Source organism: Nannocystis bainbridge (genome assembly GCF_028368995.1).
GTDB lineage: Bacteria > Myxococcota_A > Polyangia > Nannocystales > Nannocystaceae > Nannocystis > Nannocystis bainbridge.
Genome location: NZ_JAQNDL010000002.1, coordinates 1,848,767 through 1,864,950 on the forward strand (window position 1 = coordinate 1,848,767; position 16,184 = coordinate 1,864,950).

General features: G+C 72.3%; 9 protein-coding genes. 4 read left to right on the forward strand and 5 right to left on the reverse strand.

All coding sequences use genetic code 11. The annotated features are described in order from the left end of the window. Positions 1-4 precede the first annotated feature (4 nt). The 3 genes from POL25_RS24980 to POL25_RS24990 all read right to left on the reverse strand — a co-directional run bounded on the left by POL25_RS24980 (position 5) and on the right by POL25_RS24990 (position 3,676). On the reverse strand, positions 5-496 hold the full coding sequence (locus POL25_RS24980) for an SPOR domain-containing protein (protein ID WP_272088667.1): 492 nt from the start codon (positions 494-496) through the stop codon (positions 5-7). Between the two features lie 391 nt (positions 497-887). Continuing rightward, positions 888-2,090 carry a cytochrome c3 family protein gene (locus POL25_RS24985; protein ID WP_272088668.1) on the reverse strand — a complete coding sequence of 401 codons (1,203 nt, stop codon included), beginning with the start codon at positions 2,088-2,090 and terminating at the stop codon, positions 888-890. A 71-nt stretch (positions 2,091-2,161) separates the two neighbouring features. Next, positions 2,162-3,676: a hypothetical protein gene (locus POL25_RS24990; protein WP_272088669.1), complete on the reverse strand. Its 1,515-nt coding sequence runs from the start codon at positions 3,674-3,676 to the stop codon at positions 2,162-2,164. Between the two features lie 395 nt (positions 3,677-4,071). Here POL25_RS24990 and POL25_RS24995 point away from each other — a divergent pair, with 395 nt between their 5' ends. Together POL25_RS24995 and POL25_RS25000 are read left to right on the forward strand one after the other, a co-directional pair. Further along, complete coding sequence (locus tag POL25_RS24995; protein WP_272088670.1) at positions 4,072-5,952, forward strand: amino acid adenylation domain-containing protein; 1,881 nt, start codon at positions 4,072-4,074, stop codon at positions 5,950-5,952. Between the two features lie 181 nt (positions 5,953-6,133). Then, on the forward strand, positions 6,134-7,849 hold the full coding sequence (locus POL25_RS25000; RefSeq protein ID WP_272088671.1) for an NEL-type E3 ubiquitin ligase domain-containing protein: 1,716 nt from the start codon (positions 6,134-6,136) through the stop codon (positions 7,847-7,849). Positions 7,850-7,980: 131 nt separating this feature from the next. Here POL25_RS25000 and POL25_RS25005 read toward each other — a convergent pair whose 3' ends face one another. Further along, entirely contained in the window at positions 7,981-8,835 is an 855-nt protein-coding gene (locus POL25_RS25005) for a hypothetical protein (protein ID WP_272088672.1), read from the reverse strand. 237 nt (positions 8,836-9,072) lie between these two features. Between POL25_RS25005 and POL25_RS25010 the strand changes: the two genes are divergently transcribed. Beyond that, positions 9,073-9,630 carry a hypothetical protein gene (locus POL25_RS25010; protein WP_272088673.1) on the forward strand — a complete coding sequence of 186 codons (558 nt, stop codon included), beginning with the start codon at positions 9,073-9,075 and terminating at the stop codon, positions 9,628-9,630. A 785-nt stretch (positions 9,631-10,415) separates the two neighbouring features. Here the strand turns inward: POL25_RS25010 and POL25_RS25015 are convergent. Continuing rightward, on the reverse strand, positions 10,416-13,460 hold the full coding sequence (locus POL25_RS25015) for a BamA/TamA family outer membrane protein (protein ID WP_272088674.1): 3,045 nt from the start codon (positions 13,458-13,460) through the stop codon (positions 10,416-10,418). Positions 13,461-13,698: 238 nt separating this feature from the next. Between POL25_RS25015 and POL25_RS25020 the strand changes: the two genes are divergently transcribed. Beyond that, complete coding sequence (locus tag POL25_RS25020; RefSeq protein ID WP_272088675.1) at positions 13,699-15,981, forward strand: hypothetical protein; 2,283 nt, start codon at positions 13,699-13,701, stop codon at positions 15,979-15,981. Positions 15,982-16,184 lie beyond the last annotated feature (203 nt).

The window sequence follows — 16,184 nt, forward strand, 5'->3', positions numbered from 1 at the left end:
GCTCTCACGGGGTGCAGTCGTGATAGCCCAGGCCGTTCCACGCCAGGTTCGGGCACTCGTCGCCCATCGCCTTGACGATCGCGCCCTGACCGACGATGGCGCGCGCGGCGAGCCGATCGACGTCGGCCGCCGCCTGGCTCGAGTAACCGCCGACGAACACGAAATAGAGGCCCTTGCCGAAGTTCTGGTGGACGATCCACGGCATCAATCGGCGCGAGCGCAGGACGGCGCGGGCGATCCCGCGGGCCTCTTCCAGGGTGTTGTCGGCCGAGATCCGGATCGCGTACGCGGTCTGCGAGTGATCGACGCGCAGGACCTCCTCGAGCTCGGCCTCGCTCGCTTGCGACGCGCTCGGCCGCGGCGCCTCGGTCGGCGGCGGCGGGAGCTTGATGACCTCGACCGGCGCGTGGCCATCCGCGCCCGACGAGCACCCGAACAGGGACGATGCGATAGCGAGCGCGACATAGCTGCGCCCGCGGCGAATATGGAGCTTCATCCCGCCGATGCTACGCAACCGCGCGCCCGGGGCAATCCGCGAACGCCGATAACTCGCGCCCGCTCGCGCAGCCCGCCGTGATCCCCGCGCCGCAGACCATGTCCGCGAGGACATGCCCGAAGGGACCTGCTCTTCGGAGCATGTCTTCCGGGGCCTTTTAGAATGTTGGGCGGGCGCCCGTTCGCCGCGCGACGCTGCTCTTTGCGCCTCTGAAGGTTCGCCGCGAGGTTCATCGCGCAGCGAGGTTCATCGCGCAGCGAGGTTCATCGCGCCACCCTCGTCCCGACGCCGACCGCGAGCCTCGCCGCGCTCGCATGCCCATACGAACATGTCAAAAACGCCATGTCCTCGCGGACATGCCCGTACGAACATGTCCCTCGCTACACCCCGCTCACAGGCACTCGTTGCGCGGGTCGCCCGGCTCGTGGCACTTCAGGCACACCCGGTGGTTGCGGGCCGCCAGCGCCGAGCAGCGCATCGACGCCGCGAAGCCGGGCCCGTGCGGGCTGACGTTCAGCCCCGGCATGGCGGCCCTGGTGGTAGCGTGGCAGGCCAGGCAGCTGTCCTCCGTGTGGCAGCTGGCGCAGGTGGCGATGTTGCGCTGGGCCGCGAACGCGTGGCTCTGCGGCGAGTCGGGCGGGCCCTCCCAGCCGATCGGATGGAACCGCAGCGACGAGCCGACCCCGAACTTCGCGTCGGGCCCGCTGCCCATCCCGAGCCGCTGGTGGCAGGCCAGGCAGTCGGTCTGCATGCGGTGACACGACTGGCAGTCCTGCGTGTTCGCGCGGGCGTCGAGCGCGTGCGTCGTCATGTAGTCGCCCGCGTGGATCCGCATCGGCCGGACCGCGCCCGCGTGGCAGTCGGTGCAGAACGTCTCGTTGTGGCACTGCGCGCACAGGCTCGGGTTGGCCTTGGCGATCCCGCGGTGGTCCTCGACGAACGCGAGGTCGTGCGCCGCGCCCCACGAGCTCTTGCCGCGGGGCACCAGCGCCGGCATCACCCGGTCGCTGAAGCTGCGCGTCGCCAGCTTGCCGTTGGTGTCGGCCGGGTGGCAGGTCGCGCAGCTGCTGCTGGCCTTGCGGCCGTCGTGGCAGGTCAGGCACGACGCCTCGCTCGGCAGCTGCAGCACCGTCGCCATGCGCACCTTCGACATGTCGCCGTGGCACGACTGGCAGTTGGCGCCGGCCGTCAGGTGCTTCTTGTGCGAGAAGTTGAGGTTGGCCTTCGGCGCCCGCAGCGTCGCCGTCACCCGCCCCTCCGACAGCCGCGTGTGGCACTGCCCGCAGCGCGCCGGCTCGGTCGCCGGGCGCGGGTGCTGCGGCCCGTGGCAGCTGTCGCACACCGCCCCGGTCGGGAAGTTGAAGTCCGCCGTCTTGTCGCTCTCGCCGATCTTGGTGTGGCAGCGCGCGCACGCCAGCCCGAGCCCGAGGTGCTGCCCGTGGTTGAAGCGCAGCGGGATGTCCTGCTCGGGGTACACCGGGCTGCCGCCGCGCATCGGCCCGTGCGTCACCGGGGCCGTCGCCGGCACCTCGCCGATCGTCAGCCCGCCGCCCGCCTGCACGTAAAGACCTGTCCCGAAGGCCAGCCCGATCATGGTGACCGCGGCGGCCGCCGCGAGCCCGCGACCTCGTCCTCCCCGTGGTGTGTTCGTGTACCGCGTCATGCTCACCTCCGGACCCGGATCGACCAGTCGGCCGTCAGCGCGCCGAACAGCCGGAAGGCCTGCGAATAAAAGGTCGTGAACATCTCCTCGCCGAGCACCGCGAGGTGGATGCCGCGCCACAGCTGGGCGTTGAGCCCGAGCTGCAGCGCCACGCTGTAGCCGCGGCGCGCCCCGGTCAGGTCGTCGCGGTAGTACACGCCGTAGATGCGGGCGTCGAGCGCCAGCCGGTCCCACCACACCATCGTCCGCGTGTCGAGGCTGCCGCCGGCCCGCGTGCCGCCCTCGCCACCGAGGCCGTAACCGTCGAGCCGGCCCGAGAAGCGGCGCCCGCGGTACGCCGCCGACGCCCCGCCGCCGGCACCGAGCTGCAGCGACTTGAGCGGCGAGGTCGCCAGCGCACCCGTCGTCTCGCTGCGAAAGAACCGCATCTGCCCGCGCGCCTGCAGCGAGATCCGCGGCATCGGCCGCACCTCGAACACCAGCCGCGCGTCCTCGAACGGCGTCAGCGCGAACACGTTGAAGATCGAGTCGAGGTCGAAGATCGGCAGCGTGCGGATGTACAGCGCGCGCAGCAGGTGCTGCGGCGTGAACGCCAGCTGCAGGCCCGCGGTCACGTCGTCGAGCCGACCTGTCCCGAGGTTCATGCGCAGCGCGCCGTACGGGCTGACCCGCCCGCCGGCGAAGTTGCCGGCGAAGCTGGCGCTCACCACCTCCTGATCGACCCCCGAGGGCAGGCCGAGGCTGCCGTCGTCGTCGACGATCTTGCGGTTGATGCCGGCCGGCGTGAACGTGCGCCGGTAGGCCACGCGCGCGTCGATCCACTTGAGCCCCCACAGCGACACGCCGGCGCCGAACATCGGCGAGAACGCGCGGTCGGCCGCGGTGCCCTGGGTCCCGTCGAGCTCGAACGTCGGCAGCCCGAACACCGCCGTGCCGTCGACCTGCAGCCCGCCGAACGCCTCGAGCGCGAGGTGGGCCGGGATCCGCACGCGCGTCCACGCGCCGTCGAACGCGTACCAGTCGAGCCCGCTGAACTCGAACTGGCGCCCGAGCTTGAAGTCGACCCGGTTGCCGAGGTTCTCGCCCTCGAGGTACGCGAACATGACGTCGATCTGGCGCCCGTCGATCGAATTGACCAGCCGCCCCGACGTATCCTCGCCCGGACGCACGTAGCTGCCGAAATCGTGGCGCAGCCGCATCGAGGTCACGATCCGCAGCTGCCCGTCCTCCCACGCCCGCCGCCGCTCGTCGGCCGCGCGCGGCGGCATCAGCTCGTAGACCCCCAGGTTGACGTACTGGACCAGCCGACGCCGCGAGAGCAGCTGTCCTTCGGGACCTGGCACTTGGACCATGTACCCTTCGCCCAGCGTGCGGGCGACCGCGCGCACCTCGGTCGCCGCGGCCTCCTCGGGCGCCGCGGCGATCACCGCGGCCAGCGCGAGCGGCAGGGCCCGGACGCGGCCCCGGCCCGGCGCGCCGGCGACGCTGTGCGCGATCGATCCCCCTGCCCGCAGCAAACGCTCGTATGCTAAGCCATTCGCCGGCCCTCGGTCTCCACCGATCGTGCCGCCACCACCTCGCCCCGGGGTCCCCCTTGCCGCGCTCCCGTCTCGCACGACCCAGGTCCGCCGCGCCCATCCATCGCTCCGCCGCCGCCACGCCGGCCGCACGAGGACCTGGCGCCGCGCGCACGGACCCCTCCGCCGTCGGACCTGCGCACGCGACCGGGCCCTCGATCCCGGCGGCGATGACCGCGAATTCATCTTCGCCCGACAGCCGCGGTCAGCGTGCCGCTTCGTCCGCGACGCCGACCGCCGACCGCCGTCACGCCGCGTCGCGGGCCTCCCTCCGCGAACCCGCGCACTCGGCTTCAGGCCCCGCGATCGCGGCGCCTGCCCCCGCCACCGCCCCGTTGCGGCGCGCGAGCCGCCGCACCGCCCTCGCTCTCGGCCTCGCGCTGATCGGCTGTCGTCCGCAGGCGACCACCGCCCCGAGCGACACCGGTCCGGTCGCGTGGATCGACGCCGACCCGCTGCAGCCGGCCGAGATCCCCGCCGGCGGCGCTCCGCGGGCCGCCGTGGCCCGCCTCGATCGCCTGCTCGACCTCCTCGACGCCGCGCGCTTCACCGGTGACGAGGCCGCGCGCGAGGCCCTGTGGACTGCGCTCGGCGGCGCCGCCATGGGTCGCGGCCCAGAGGCCACGCGCGAGGCCGAGACGCGGCTCTTGACCGCCGCGCTGGGCCTCGATCTCAAGCCCGGCCTCGACGACGACGCGCGTGGTTTCCTGGCCGGCGCCATCACCTTGCTGTCCGCCGATCTCGGGCTCGTCGCCGGCAGCGAGGACCTCTCGGTGCGGGTCGCCGCCTACCGCAACATCGCCGAGGACGGCCACCCGCGCGCCGCCGACAACGCTCGCTGGCGCCTCTACGACCACGTGCGCGGCTGTTTGGCCGGCGCCGCCGCGGCCACGCCCGAGCGTCGGCTCGAGGTCGCGGTCCACGGCCTGTATGTCCGCGAGGACAGCCTGGCCGCCTGGCTCGACGACCGGGCCGTGCACGCCCAGGCCCCGTGGCCGCCGCCCGCCGAGATGTGGGGCCTCCTCGTGGCCGAGCGCGACGCCCTCGCCGCCCTGCCGCGCTGGCGCGGCGCCCTGGCTCGCCGCGACCGCGACGATGCTGTCCTTCAGGACACCTTCCTCGCCGCCCTCCCGGCCGCCCGCGACAGCGCATGGGACCTCCAGCGCGTGCCCGCCGGGACTGGCCGCAAGGACAGCCTCGCTCCCGTCGTCGGCATCGCCGGCGAGGAGGTCACGGTCGACCTCGGCCGCCCCGGCGCGCGCCGCAGCAGCCGCGGCGCCCCCGAGCTCGTGCGCGCCGTCGAGGCCGCCCTGGCCCGCGACGGCCGCGGCGCCGTGCTCCTGGTCGCCCCGCCGCTGCTGCCCTCGCCCGCGCTGGGCTCGATCCTCCGCACCCTGCTCGACGCTCGCGTCGCCCGCATCGAGTCGGCCGTGCGCGAGCCTCGGCTGCCCGAAGGGACAGGTGACATCGTCGCCACCCTCCCGCTCGAGGTCGTGCGCCCCAGCGACCAGGGCCCGGCCGCGCAGGCCCTCGCCCGCGCGCGCGTGCGGGTCCACCTCGGCGGCCGCGGCCCGCGGCTGGCCGTCGACGGCGGCTGGCTCGACCTCCTGCCCGGCCCCTCCGACCTCGACGCCCAGCTCGCCCGCCTCGACCGCGCCTACCCGCGCGAGCGCATGATCACCCTGACCCTCGGCGACGACGTGCTCTACCAGCAGTTGCAGGATCTGCTGCGCGCGCTGCTCGGCGGCCCGCAGCGGCGCTTCGACGTCGTCGCCTGGACCCCGGCCGCCGCCCCGCCGCCCGCCGAGCCGGCCGACAAGGCCGTCGCCGAGGCCCGCCGCAAGCTCGAGGTCCGCAGCGAGCTGTTCCAGCGCACCGCCAGCGCCGGCCTCGTCCTCCCGGCCCCGCCGCCCGGCGCCCCGTCGGCCCCGCTCCTGCCCGAGGGCGACCAGAAGCGCGCCGAGGCGCTCGCCCTCGGCTTCGTCCGCTGCCTGCCCGAGCTCGAGACCCCGCTGCGCCCCGGCGAGGCCGTCGACGTCGAGCTCCGCTTCGAGGAGGGCCGCCTCGCCGGCATCGAGCCCAAAGCGCCCAGGACCCGCGTCGCCGCCCCGCGCCTGGCCGCCCTCAAGACCTGCATCGAGGACGAGGCCCGCGGCTTCCGCCTGCGCGAGCAGCAGGCCGCCGTGCGCTTCATCGTCCGCGTCCGCCCGAGCTGATCGGCATGCCCACGCTCCGTCTCCATACCTGCCCCCCAGGACATGGCCCAGAGGCCATGTCCTCCGAGACCGGCGCGATCGACCATGCCCTGATCGCCATGTCCTTCGAAACCTGTCCCTCCGAGCATGTCCCCGAGGCCATGCTCCTCCGACCCGCGCCCGCACGCGCCTGCGAGGCCGCGTGATCCGGCTCGCCCTCCCGCTCCTCGCCGGCGCGCTCACGGCCGCGCTAGCGACCGCCTGCGAGCCGGCCTTCGACTGCCAGGCGCCGGTCGACGCCGACGCGCTCGAGCTCTCGGGCGAGGGCGCCGGCGCCACCATGAGCTCGTTTTGCAGCGCCTACACCCTCGGGGTCGAGGTCGACGCGCTGATCATCCACAACACCCGGATCCAGCGCCTGCAGCTGCCCTGCCTGTGCGGCGTGACCGAGTCGCTCGAGATCACCGACAACCCCGAGCTCGTCGACCTGAGCGGCCTCGGGCGCGTGCGGGCGATCGGCGGCGGCCTGATCGTCGCCCGCAACCCCAAGCTCGAGTCGCTGACCGGCCTGCCGGTCGACGCAGCGCTCGGCGTCTCGATCGACGAGTCCAGCATCGTCATCGAGGACAACGACGCCCTCGTCGACCTCGCTGGCCTGCCTGACGGCGGCGGCGAGCTGCGCGGCGACCTCCAGATCGTCGGCAACGAGCGCCTCGCCAGCCTCTCCGCCCTGCCGCCCGGGCTCATGCGGGTCCGCGGTTTGCGGGTCGCCGGCAACCCCGCCCTCGACGACCTCGGCGGCCTCCCGCGGGGCCTGACCTCGATCGGCGACGGCGGCCTCGTCCTCGCCGAGAACCACGGCCTGCGCGATCTGGCCGGCCTCCCGCCCGGCCTCGCCAGCATCGACGGCCCGCTCGTGATCCACGGCAACCTCGCCCTCGAGCAGCTCGCCGGCGTGCCCGCGGCGCTGGTCGTCGTCGGCGCGCTCGAGATCAGCGCGAGCCCGCTCCTGCGCGACCTGTCCGGCCTGTCCGAGGGCCTGCAGGTCGCCGGCCTGCTCGAGATCCGCGACGACGACGGCCTCGTCGACCTGTCCGGCCTGCCCGCCGGCCTGCAGCTCGGCCTCGATCCCGAGACCGGCGACAGCTTGCGCGTGCAGGACAACGACGCCCTCGTCGACCTCGCCGGTTTGCCCGCCGACATCACCGCCCTGGCCGGCAGCGCCCGCATCGTCGCCAACCCCGACCTCGTCGATCTCGCCGGGCTCTTCGGACATGTGCGAAAGATCGGCGGCAGCCTCGAGATCGGCGAAAACCACGCCCTCGTCGACCTCACCGGCCTGCCTGACGACCTTCAGCTCGGCGTCGATCGCCTCGGCCTCAGCTTCATCATCGCCGGCAACCAGGGCCTCGAGCGCCTCACCGGCTACCCCGCCGGCCTCGCCGCCTTGCCCGGCGGCCTCGCCGTGCTGCAGAACCACGGCCTGCCCGACCTCACCGGCCTCGAGTTGCTGCGCCACGTCGTCGGTGACCTCATCCTCGGCCGCCGCCGCATCGCCGAGCTCGAGCTCCCCTGCACCGACCCCGAGGCGCTCGGCGGCAACGAAGGCATGCAGACCCTGAGCGGCCTGTCCGCGCTCGAGCGCGTCGACGGCAACCTCGCGATCGCCTGCAACCCCGCGCTCGTGGCCCTCGATGCCTTCGCCTCCCTGCAGTCCACCGGCGGCAGCCTCACCCTGCGTCAGAACCCCGCCCTCGCCGACATCACCGGCCTCGGCGGCGCTGCTGGATCCCTGACCCACGTCGGCGGCGTATACGAGCTCGAGTGCAGCCCGCTCGTCGACCCCGAGGCCGCCGTCGCGGTGCTCGACAAGGTCGACGCCCCGGTCCCCACCGTGCTCGACCTCGCGTGCCCGTGACGCCACGCGTACGAGCCCTTGGGTACTCGTGACGCACCGCGCGTACGGACCCTCGCGGGCCCGTGACACCCCGCCTATGAGCCCCGCAAGCCCGTGACGCACCGGCGTACGAGTCCCACGTCACACGGGCCTCAGCCGCGCAGCCCCGCCCACGCGCCCGCCCACGCGCGCACCTCGAACGTCACCGCCCATGACGCATCGCCCTTGCCCCACGCCGTCAGCAGCACTCGTCGCCGGTGCCGCGACACGCTCACCCGCGGCTGCTCCCCGTTCTGCCACCGCAGCGGCGAACTAGTCTCGGCCCACGGCTTCTCGCACAGCACCACCAGGCGCACCAGCTGACACCACGGCAGCGGCACCACCAGCTGCGCCCCCGCCGGTAGCTGCGGCGACGTGATCGTAATCGCCGGATCGTCCACCCCGCCGCCGCAGTCGAGCGCGACCTCGTTCAGCCGCGTCGCATCGTCCCACGTCGTCGTGTCGTGGTGCCACGCGCCCCGACCCCCCGGATCGTACCCCGTTCGCGCGACCGGCCCGGCCACCCGCGCGCGCAACCCCGTAAGCCGCTCCGCGAGCCGCTGCAGCGGCGCCGCGTCGACCGCCTCCTCGCGCACCGCCGAAGCGTGCAGCGAGAACCAGTACGGCCCGATGCAGTCGCGGTAGCCGAGCCCGATCTCGTGGCCGCACGCGCACACCAGGTTGGGCAGCTCCGGCCCGTAGTGGGCCAGCCCGCAGCAGCCGATCGTGCGCGCCCCGTCGGCGTGGATCCGCAGCCACTTCATCGACGGCGCGAGCAGCCACGGATAGCTCGCCGGCTCGGTCAGGAGCGACCCGCGGAGCAGCGGGCTGTCGCGGCGCACGAACCACCGCGACGGCAGCGACCACGTGTGGCTCATGTGGAGGTTCAGCGCATCCGCCAGCTCGAGCTCGCGCAGCCACGACGTGAGCGCCGCGCCGCAACGAGGACACCGAAACCGCGAGCGCATCGCCGCCACCCCGCCAACTTACCGCGAACCCGCGAGGCCCGGCGCACGCCCTGCGATGCCTCGCTCCTTCGCTGCCGCGCGACCCCTCGACTCCGCGCGCTCCCTCGACTCCGCGCGACCCCTCGACTCCGCGCACCCCCGACCCGCACCCGATAGCGACCGCTCGCAACCTCCGGCACCTCTCGCAGGCCCGGGCACCGCGTTGTCTCGGCCTCGGCGCGGCGATAGGCTGCGACGGTGAGCGGACCTATCTATGAAACGCTGCTCGAATTCAGCCGCACCCTCCGCGACGATCACCTCGACGAAGATCTTTCACGCATCGAGCTGCCCAACAACCGCGTGCTCGACACCCAGGTAATTCACGCCCGCGGCAAGCTCGACGGCCGCCCCGTCGTCGTCTCCTACCACTCGCACTGGATCGTCGGCTCCACCTATCGACCGCATATCCTCGAGGTCTTCGTCACCGGCAACCACCTCAAGACCGAAGCCGAGTGCCGCGCCCGCAGCTTCCTCGACGACGTGCTGCGGTGGTTCGGCGGAGGCGGCCTGCGCGGCCCCGACCCGATCTTCACCGAACGACGGATCGACGCCGCCAGGGACGCCGACCTCACCGACCTCGACCGCCCCGAGTTCACCGCCCGCCTCGCCAACCTCAGCGGCCTCGTCTACTGCCACAAGGTCCAGATCCAGGCCGGCACCGGCATCAACGCCTGGTTCCACGCCCTCCCGTTCCAGCGCTCGCTGCCCCAGCTCCAAGCCCTCGTCCGCACCGTCGCCGACCTCGCATCCACATGACCGTATCGACATGCTCTCGGAGACATTTTCGATAGGACATGTCCTATAGGACATTGTCCACACAACATGTCCTATCCGACACTCGATCGCGTCCCGAGCAACGTCTTCCACGCTGCCTAACTCACCCGAACCCAAGTCAGCGCATCGCATAGCGTCGCGTCTGCACCGAGCCGCGCCGCACATGTCCTATCCGACACTCGATCGCGTCCCGAGCAACGTCTTCCCACGCTGCCTGACTCATCCGAACCCAAGTCAGCGCATCGCATCGCATCGCATCACGTCTGGCCCGAGCCGCGCCGCACATGTCCTATCCGACACTCGATCGCGTCCGAGTAACGCCCCCCTACGCCGCCTGACTCACCCGTACCAAGCCAGCGCCTCGCCTCGCATCTGCACCAAGCCGCGCCTCGCAAGCTCCCCATATCGCCTCGGGCCTCGGCTAAAGCTCGCTGCGTAAGCTTTCCCTTCGTATCGCCTCGGGCCTCGGCGAAGGCTCGCCGGTCCCTTCGTATCGCCTCGAGCCCCGGCCGAGCCTCAAGCTCCCCCGCATCGCCGCGAGCCTCCGCGAAGAATCGCCGCGCAACGAGCCACGCCGTTATCGTCGCGAGAAAGCGCCCGTTCGGCGGCCAGCCCTGGCCGTCGAACGGGCGCCGACGCTCTCTCCCAGGAGACACCCCGCATCGAAGCCCACGACGGCGAGGCTGCCTCTCACGGCTGCAGCCGTGCCTGGGGGTCCGGGGAAGGGTCGACCACAGCCCCCCCGAAGGACATGTCCCCACCTCCATCTAGAACGGCTGCAAGAACGTCAAATTCACCCCGACCCGCGGCAGCTGAAACTCCCCCGGCGCCACCCCTTGATACTCTGCCAGATAATCCGGCAGCACCTCATCGAGGCACGTCGAGCGTCGGCGGACCAGCGGCACCGCCACATCGAACCGGATGAACTGCGGCGTCACCCCCAGCAGCTGCAGGAAGGCCGTCACCCCGTAGCCGACCTGCCCGTACCAGCTCTCCTTCCCGAACCACCCGCGCAGCGTATCGCACGGCGACACCGAAGCCGCCCCTGTGAACAGCGTCCCCCCGATCCCTCGCAGCCAGAACAGGTGGACCAGGTTCACATTGAAGTTCGACCAGAACATGTGCCGGTACTCGAGCTGCGCCAGCGCCACCCCGCGGCCGAACAGCTCGTTCCCCCCGTACGCTCCGAGCCCGTCGACCCCGCCCGCGCGCACCAGGCTGCGGAACTCCGGCCGGCCCATCAGCGGCACCATCATCGTCAGCTCGACCCGGCTCGCCAGCGTGTGTTGGTGTGCCAGCGGCCAGATGTGCACCCACGACGCCGACGCCGTCAGCCCGTGCCGGTGATCCGGCGCTGGCACCCCCGTGCGCAGCGTCTCCTGCGCGTACAGCCCGAACGCCAGCCGGTGCCCGCGATCGGGCCACAGGCTGAACTTGCGCGTATCGTCGATGATCGCCAGCGACTGGGCGAACCGCACCCCGCCGACCCCGTCGAGCCCGCGCGCTGTCAGCGAGTGGACCTCGCCGAACATGCGCACCCGCCCGCGCCGGCGCCGGCGGTTGACCTTGTCGCCGAACCACACCGTCGCCCCGCCGCCGATCGCCGCCGCCGACTCGCGGTCGCGGTGCAGCTGCAGGTGGCCGATCGATCCGAGGTCGCGGCGCCGGCTCATCTCGAACAGCACCCGCCCTGACAGCGCCTGCAGCCGCGCCGCCGGCGTCTGCCCCGCCAGGAACTCCGACGCCGACACCTCGAAGCCGAACCCCGTGTAGACGAAGCGGAAGCTCGTCGGCGAGCGATTGTTGTAGAGCGGGTCGACGTTGCGCCGCGGCCCCTGCGGCTCCTCGAGCAGGCGCGTGCGCGGGTCGACCATCACCGAGCGCAGCTTGTGCTGCGTCTCGAGCGTGAACACATGGTCGATCGTACCTGACCCCGGGGACACCTCGTGATTGTTCCCCGACCCCAGCGACCCGTTCCACACCAGATAGTGGCGCTGCCCGCCGCGCTCGGTCGCCAGCACCTGCACCGGCTCGACCGCCGCGTGCTCGCCTTCTCGCCGGATCGTGATCGTGTGCTGCCAGCGGCCGTCATCGAGCGGCACGCTGTCGACCTTCGCCACCGAGTAATCGACCGCCGGATAGGCCGCCAGCCACTGGTCGAAGAACCACCCGAGCGAGCGCCCGTAGGCCGCCTCGGCCGCGGCCACCGGGTCGCCGGTGCGGTCGCGCGCGACCCTGTCGTAGAACGCCTCGCGCTGGCCCGGCGTCAGCAGGTCGACCATCTTCTCGTGGATCCGGCGCCCGGTCGGCAGCGGGTGCGAGAAGAACAGCGGGTGCAGGCGCAGCGGCATGACGTCCTCGCTGCCGCGGAAGTAGCTCTGGGCGAACGCCGCCTGGCCGGTGTAGAGGAAGTTGTCGACCATCGGCACGAACGTGATGCGCCGCAGGATGTCGCTGGCGAACTCGTCGCCCTGGGCCCGGCGGGCCCGCCACACGTCGAGCAGCGCCGTCGCCACCGCGTCGTAGAGCCACAGGTCGGTCGACGGATCGTGGCGACCCACATAGGCCCCGTACATGATCTCGTCGAGCATCGCCCGGGCCGCCGCCGCCTGATGAAAGCCCTGGAACCGCCGGCCCGGCGACACCTGGGCGAACTGATCGCTGACCAGCACCGCCGACGGGTGCGCCTGGGCGATCTCGGCCCGCAGCGGCCCCTGCACCACCGTCAGGCGGCTGTCGGGCGGCGGCTCCAGGCCGGCGATCGTGGCCACGTCGATCGCCTCGCGGGCGATCCGCAGCATGTGACCCGGCACGTCGCGATAAAGCTGCAACCAGCGCTCGTCGGGCACCTGATCGCCCGGGCGCCAGAACATGTGGAGCACCTCGATCCGCACCCCGCGGTGGGTCTCGTGGGCCCGCTTCCACCGCGGGCCCCAGAACACCTCGGGGTACGCGACCTCGTCCGCCCCGACCGCCCCGCTGACGACCACCACCTCGTCGCGCCCCAGCGCCTTGGCCTCGCTGGCCGTCGGGACATGTCCTGGAGACCATGTCGGAACCGCGGCGAACCGCGCGTCGACCGTCCAGCGCGCCGGCGTCACGATCCGCGCGTCGGGGTCGAGGCGCGCGCCGCCGCGGGCCGGCGCGCTCGGCAGCGGCGCCACCGCCCCGCTCAGGCTGCAGCGCCGGCGCGAGCAGCCGAACGGCCAGTAGCGGCGCGGCACCTCGACCGTGTACGCCAGCGTCAGCGTGTCTGTCCCTTCGGACATGGTCACCTCGACGTCGCGGCGCGCGTGGATCTGGCGGACCCGCGCCGCGCCGGTGTGCTCGCCGACCGTCAGCCGCCCGCGGTGGAACGGCCCGTCGAGGTAGTTCGCCTTGGCCACCTCGTCGAGCTCGTTCGGCTCGCGCCCCAGCGCCTCGGCGAAGTTCAGCAGCACCAGCGTCTCGCCGGCGCGGGCCGGTCGGCTCAGCGTGTAGGTCGCCTCGCCGACGGCCGCCCCGCCTGCTCGCGGCACTCGCTTGCCGTCGGGCAGCCGCTCACCGCCTCGCACGACCTCGAGGCGGACCGCCACCGCCGTCACCGCGAGCGCGTCACTCGTCGGCGCCAGGTCCGTCGCCGGTCCGGTCGGCGGTTCCGCGTGAGCTTGCAGCGGCGAAAGGCCCGACGGATCTGAAGCGGCCTCGATCGGCTCGTCGCGCGGCACCAGGACCGGCGACGTCCGGACCGCCCACGGACTCGCCGTGACGCCCGGAGTCGCCGTCGCGACCGCGAGTCCGACCAACCACGGCGCGAGCAGCCCACTGGACAACCGCGCTCTTCTGGGGCCAGCCACAGCCGGCTTGAGAGTGCCCGACCTCTCCCCACCGCACCAGGGCCAGCCGCTCACCCGGCGTTCGGCGCGGGTTTGCCCACCGTTTCCCGCCACGAGCTTGCCCACCGGGCAGGCCGGGCTCTACAGTCGTCGTGGCGGGTCCCCGCCGGAGCTTTTAGCCATGACTTCGCTTTCTCGATGGTTCCGCGGCGCGCGCGCCCCAGGTTCGAACGGTATGACGGCACAGGCTCGACCGCTGCCGGTCAGCGAGTGGCTCCGCGGCTTCACCCTCGGCCTCCTGGTCGCCGTCGGCTGCGGCCGCAGCGACTACCTCGGCCCCTGTGCCAGCGACGCCGACTGCGGCACCGGCTACATCTGCGCCGCCGACGGCGTGTGCATCGAGGTCGGCGGCGAGTGCATCGTCGACGCCGACTGTCCTGACGGCGAGAAGTGCCTCAACTACGAGTGCGTCGGCCCGCAGGTGTGCGACGACAACCTCGAGTGCCCCCCGGGCACGATCTGCGTGATCCCCGAGGGCGAGGACATGGGCGTGTGCCAGGGCCCGCCGCCGACCTGCCCGCCCTGCCCGGTCGGCACCGAGTGCGACGACAACGGCCAGTGCGTCCCGGTCGACCCGCCCGTCTGCCAAAACGACTTCGAGTGCCCCCAGGGCCAGATCTGCGTCGACGGCACCTGCACCGACCCCGGCGAGTGCGAGTTCGACTTCGAGTGCCCGTTCGAGCAGCAGTGCGTCGAGGGCCAGTGCGTCCCGGTCGGCTGCGACTTCTGCCAGTGCGAGAACGACTTCGACTGCCCGTTCGGCCAGGTCTGCGTCGACAACTTCTGCCAGCCGGAGTGCTTCAGCGACGACCAGTGCCCGTTCGGCGAGGTCTGCCTCGACGGCTCCTGCGTCACCGGCGAGTGCACCATCGACCAGGACTGCCCGCCCAACGAGGTGTGCGAGAACGGCTTCTGCCAGGGCCAGTTCTGCTTCGACAGCACCGACTGCGACCCCGGCGAGCAGTGCATCGATTTCCAGTGCGTGCCCGGCGGCATGTGCCAGACCGACGCCGACTGCCCGCAAGGCACCGAGTGTGAGAACGGCGCCTGCGTCCCGATCGCCGGCTGCAACACCGACCTCGACTGCCCGCAGGGCCAGCAGTGCCAGGGCGGCGTGTGCATCCCCGGCCAGCTGTGCATGAACGACGCCGACTGCCCGCCCGGCGAGCTGTGCGTCGGCGGCGTCTGCTTCTTCCCGCCCGAGTGCATCCAGGACGCCGACTGCCCGGCAGGCCAGCTGTGCGTCGACGGCGACTGCCAGGATCCGCCGCCGCCGATCTGCATGTCGGACCTCGACTGTCCTCCGGGACAGGTCTGCAACCTGCAGACCCTGATGTGCGAGCTGTCGCCGCCGCCGCAGTGCATCGACAACGACGACTGCCCCGCCGGCCAGATCTGCGACGCCAACCAGCAGTGCGTCGACGCTCCGCCCCCGCAGTGCATCGACAACGACGACTGCCCCGCCGGCCAGATCTGCGACGCCAACCAGCAGTGCGTCCCCATCGTCCCCCAGTGCATCGACAACGACGACTGCCCGGTCGGCCAGATCTGCGACGCCAACCAGCAGTGCGTCCCCATCGTCCCCCAGTGCATCGACAACGACGACTGCCCCGTCGGCCAGATCTGCGACGCCAACCAGCAGTGCGTCCCCATCGTCCCCCAGTGCATCGACAACGACGACTGCCCCGTCGGCCAGATCTGCGACGCCAACCAGCAGTGCGTCCCCATCGTCCCTCAGTGCATCGACAACGACGACTGCCCCGTCGGCCAGATCTGCGACGTCAACCAGCAGTGCGTCCCCATCGTCCCCCAGTGCATCGACAACGACGACTGCCCGGTCGGCCAGATCTGCGACGCCAACCAGCAGTGCGTCCCCATCGTCCCTCAGTGCATCGACAACGATGACTGCCCGGTCGGCCAGATCTGCGACGCCAACCAGCAGTGCGTCCCCATCGTCCCTCAGTGCATCGACAACGATGACTGCCCGGTCGGCCAGATCTGCGACGCCAACCAGCAGTGCGTCCCCATCGTCCCTCAGTGCATCGACAACGACGACTGCCCGGTCGGCCAGATCTGCGACGCCAACCAGCAGTGCGTCGTCGCCCCGCCCCCGGTGTGCGTCGGCAACGACGACTGCGTCATCGACGAGGTCTGCATCGCCGGCACCTGCACCTTCATCGGGGACTGCCAGACCGACGTCCACTGCGCGACCGGCCAGACCTGCGAGGCGGGCGTGTGCACCGGCCAGCCGCAGTGCACGACCAACGCCGAGTGCGCCGCCAACGAGTTCTGCCTGTTCGGCGAGTGCTTCGCGCCGAAGATGTGCGTGAAGAACAAGGACTGCGACACTGGCCAGGTCTGCGTGTTCGGCCTGTGCTCCGCCGGGGTCGAGTGCGCCGAGCATGCCGACTGCCCGGTCGGCCAGGCCTGCTTCGAGGGTCACTGCAACACCCTTTGATGGGCCGCTCGCGCCGATGACGAGAGCCCGCAGCGCCGTCGCTGCGGGCTCGTGACGTCGGCGCCCCCTGGCGCCCCCTGGCGCTCACGCGCGCGGCCTGACGCGCGAGCCGCCCGATGCGCTTCGTTCCGCGCGCGCGCCCGTTCGTGCCGCCGACGCGGTCGTTCGTGCCGTGGCCCGCGTCGCGCGGCGCGGCGCGGGGT

Excerpts from the sequence above, each read along its gene's own strand:
- POL25_RS25005 (WP_272088672.1), bottom strand. The coding sequence starts at position 8,835 with ATGCGCTCGCGGTTTCGGTGTCCTCGTTGCGGCGCGGCGCTCACGTCG.
- POL25_RS25020 (WP_272088675.1), top strand. The coding sequence starts at position 13,699 with ATGACGGCACAGGCTCGACCGCTGCCGGTCAGCGAGTGGCTCCGCGGC.
- POL25_RS24985 (WP_272088668.1), bottom strand. The coding sequence starts at position 2,090 with ATGATCGGGCTGGCCTTCGGGACAGGTCTTTACGTGCAGGCGGGCGGC.
- POL25_RS24980 (WP_272088667.1), bottom strand. The coding sequence starts at position 496 with ATGAAGCTCCATATTCGCCGCGGGCGCAGCTATGTCGCGCTCGCTATC.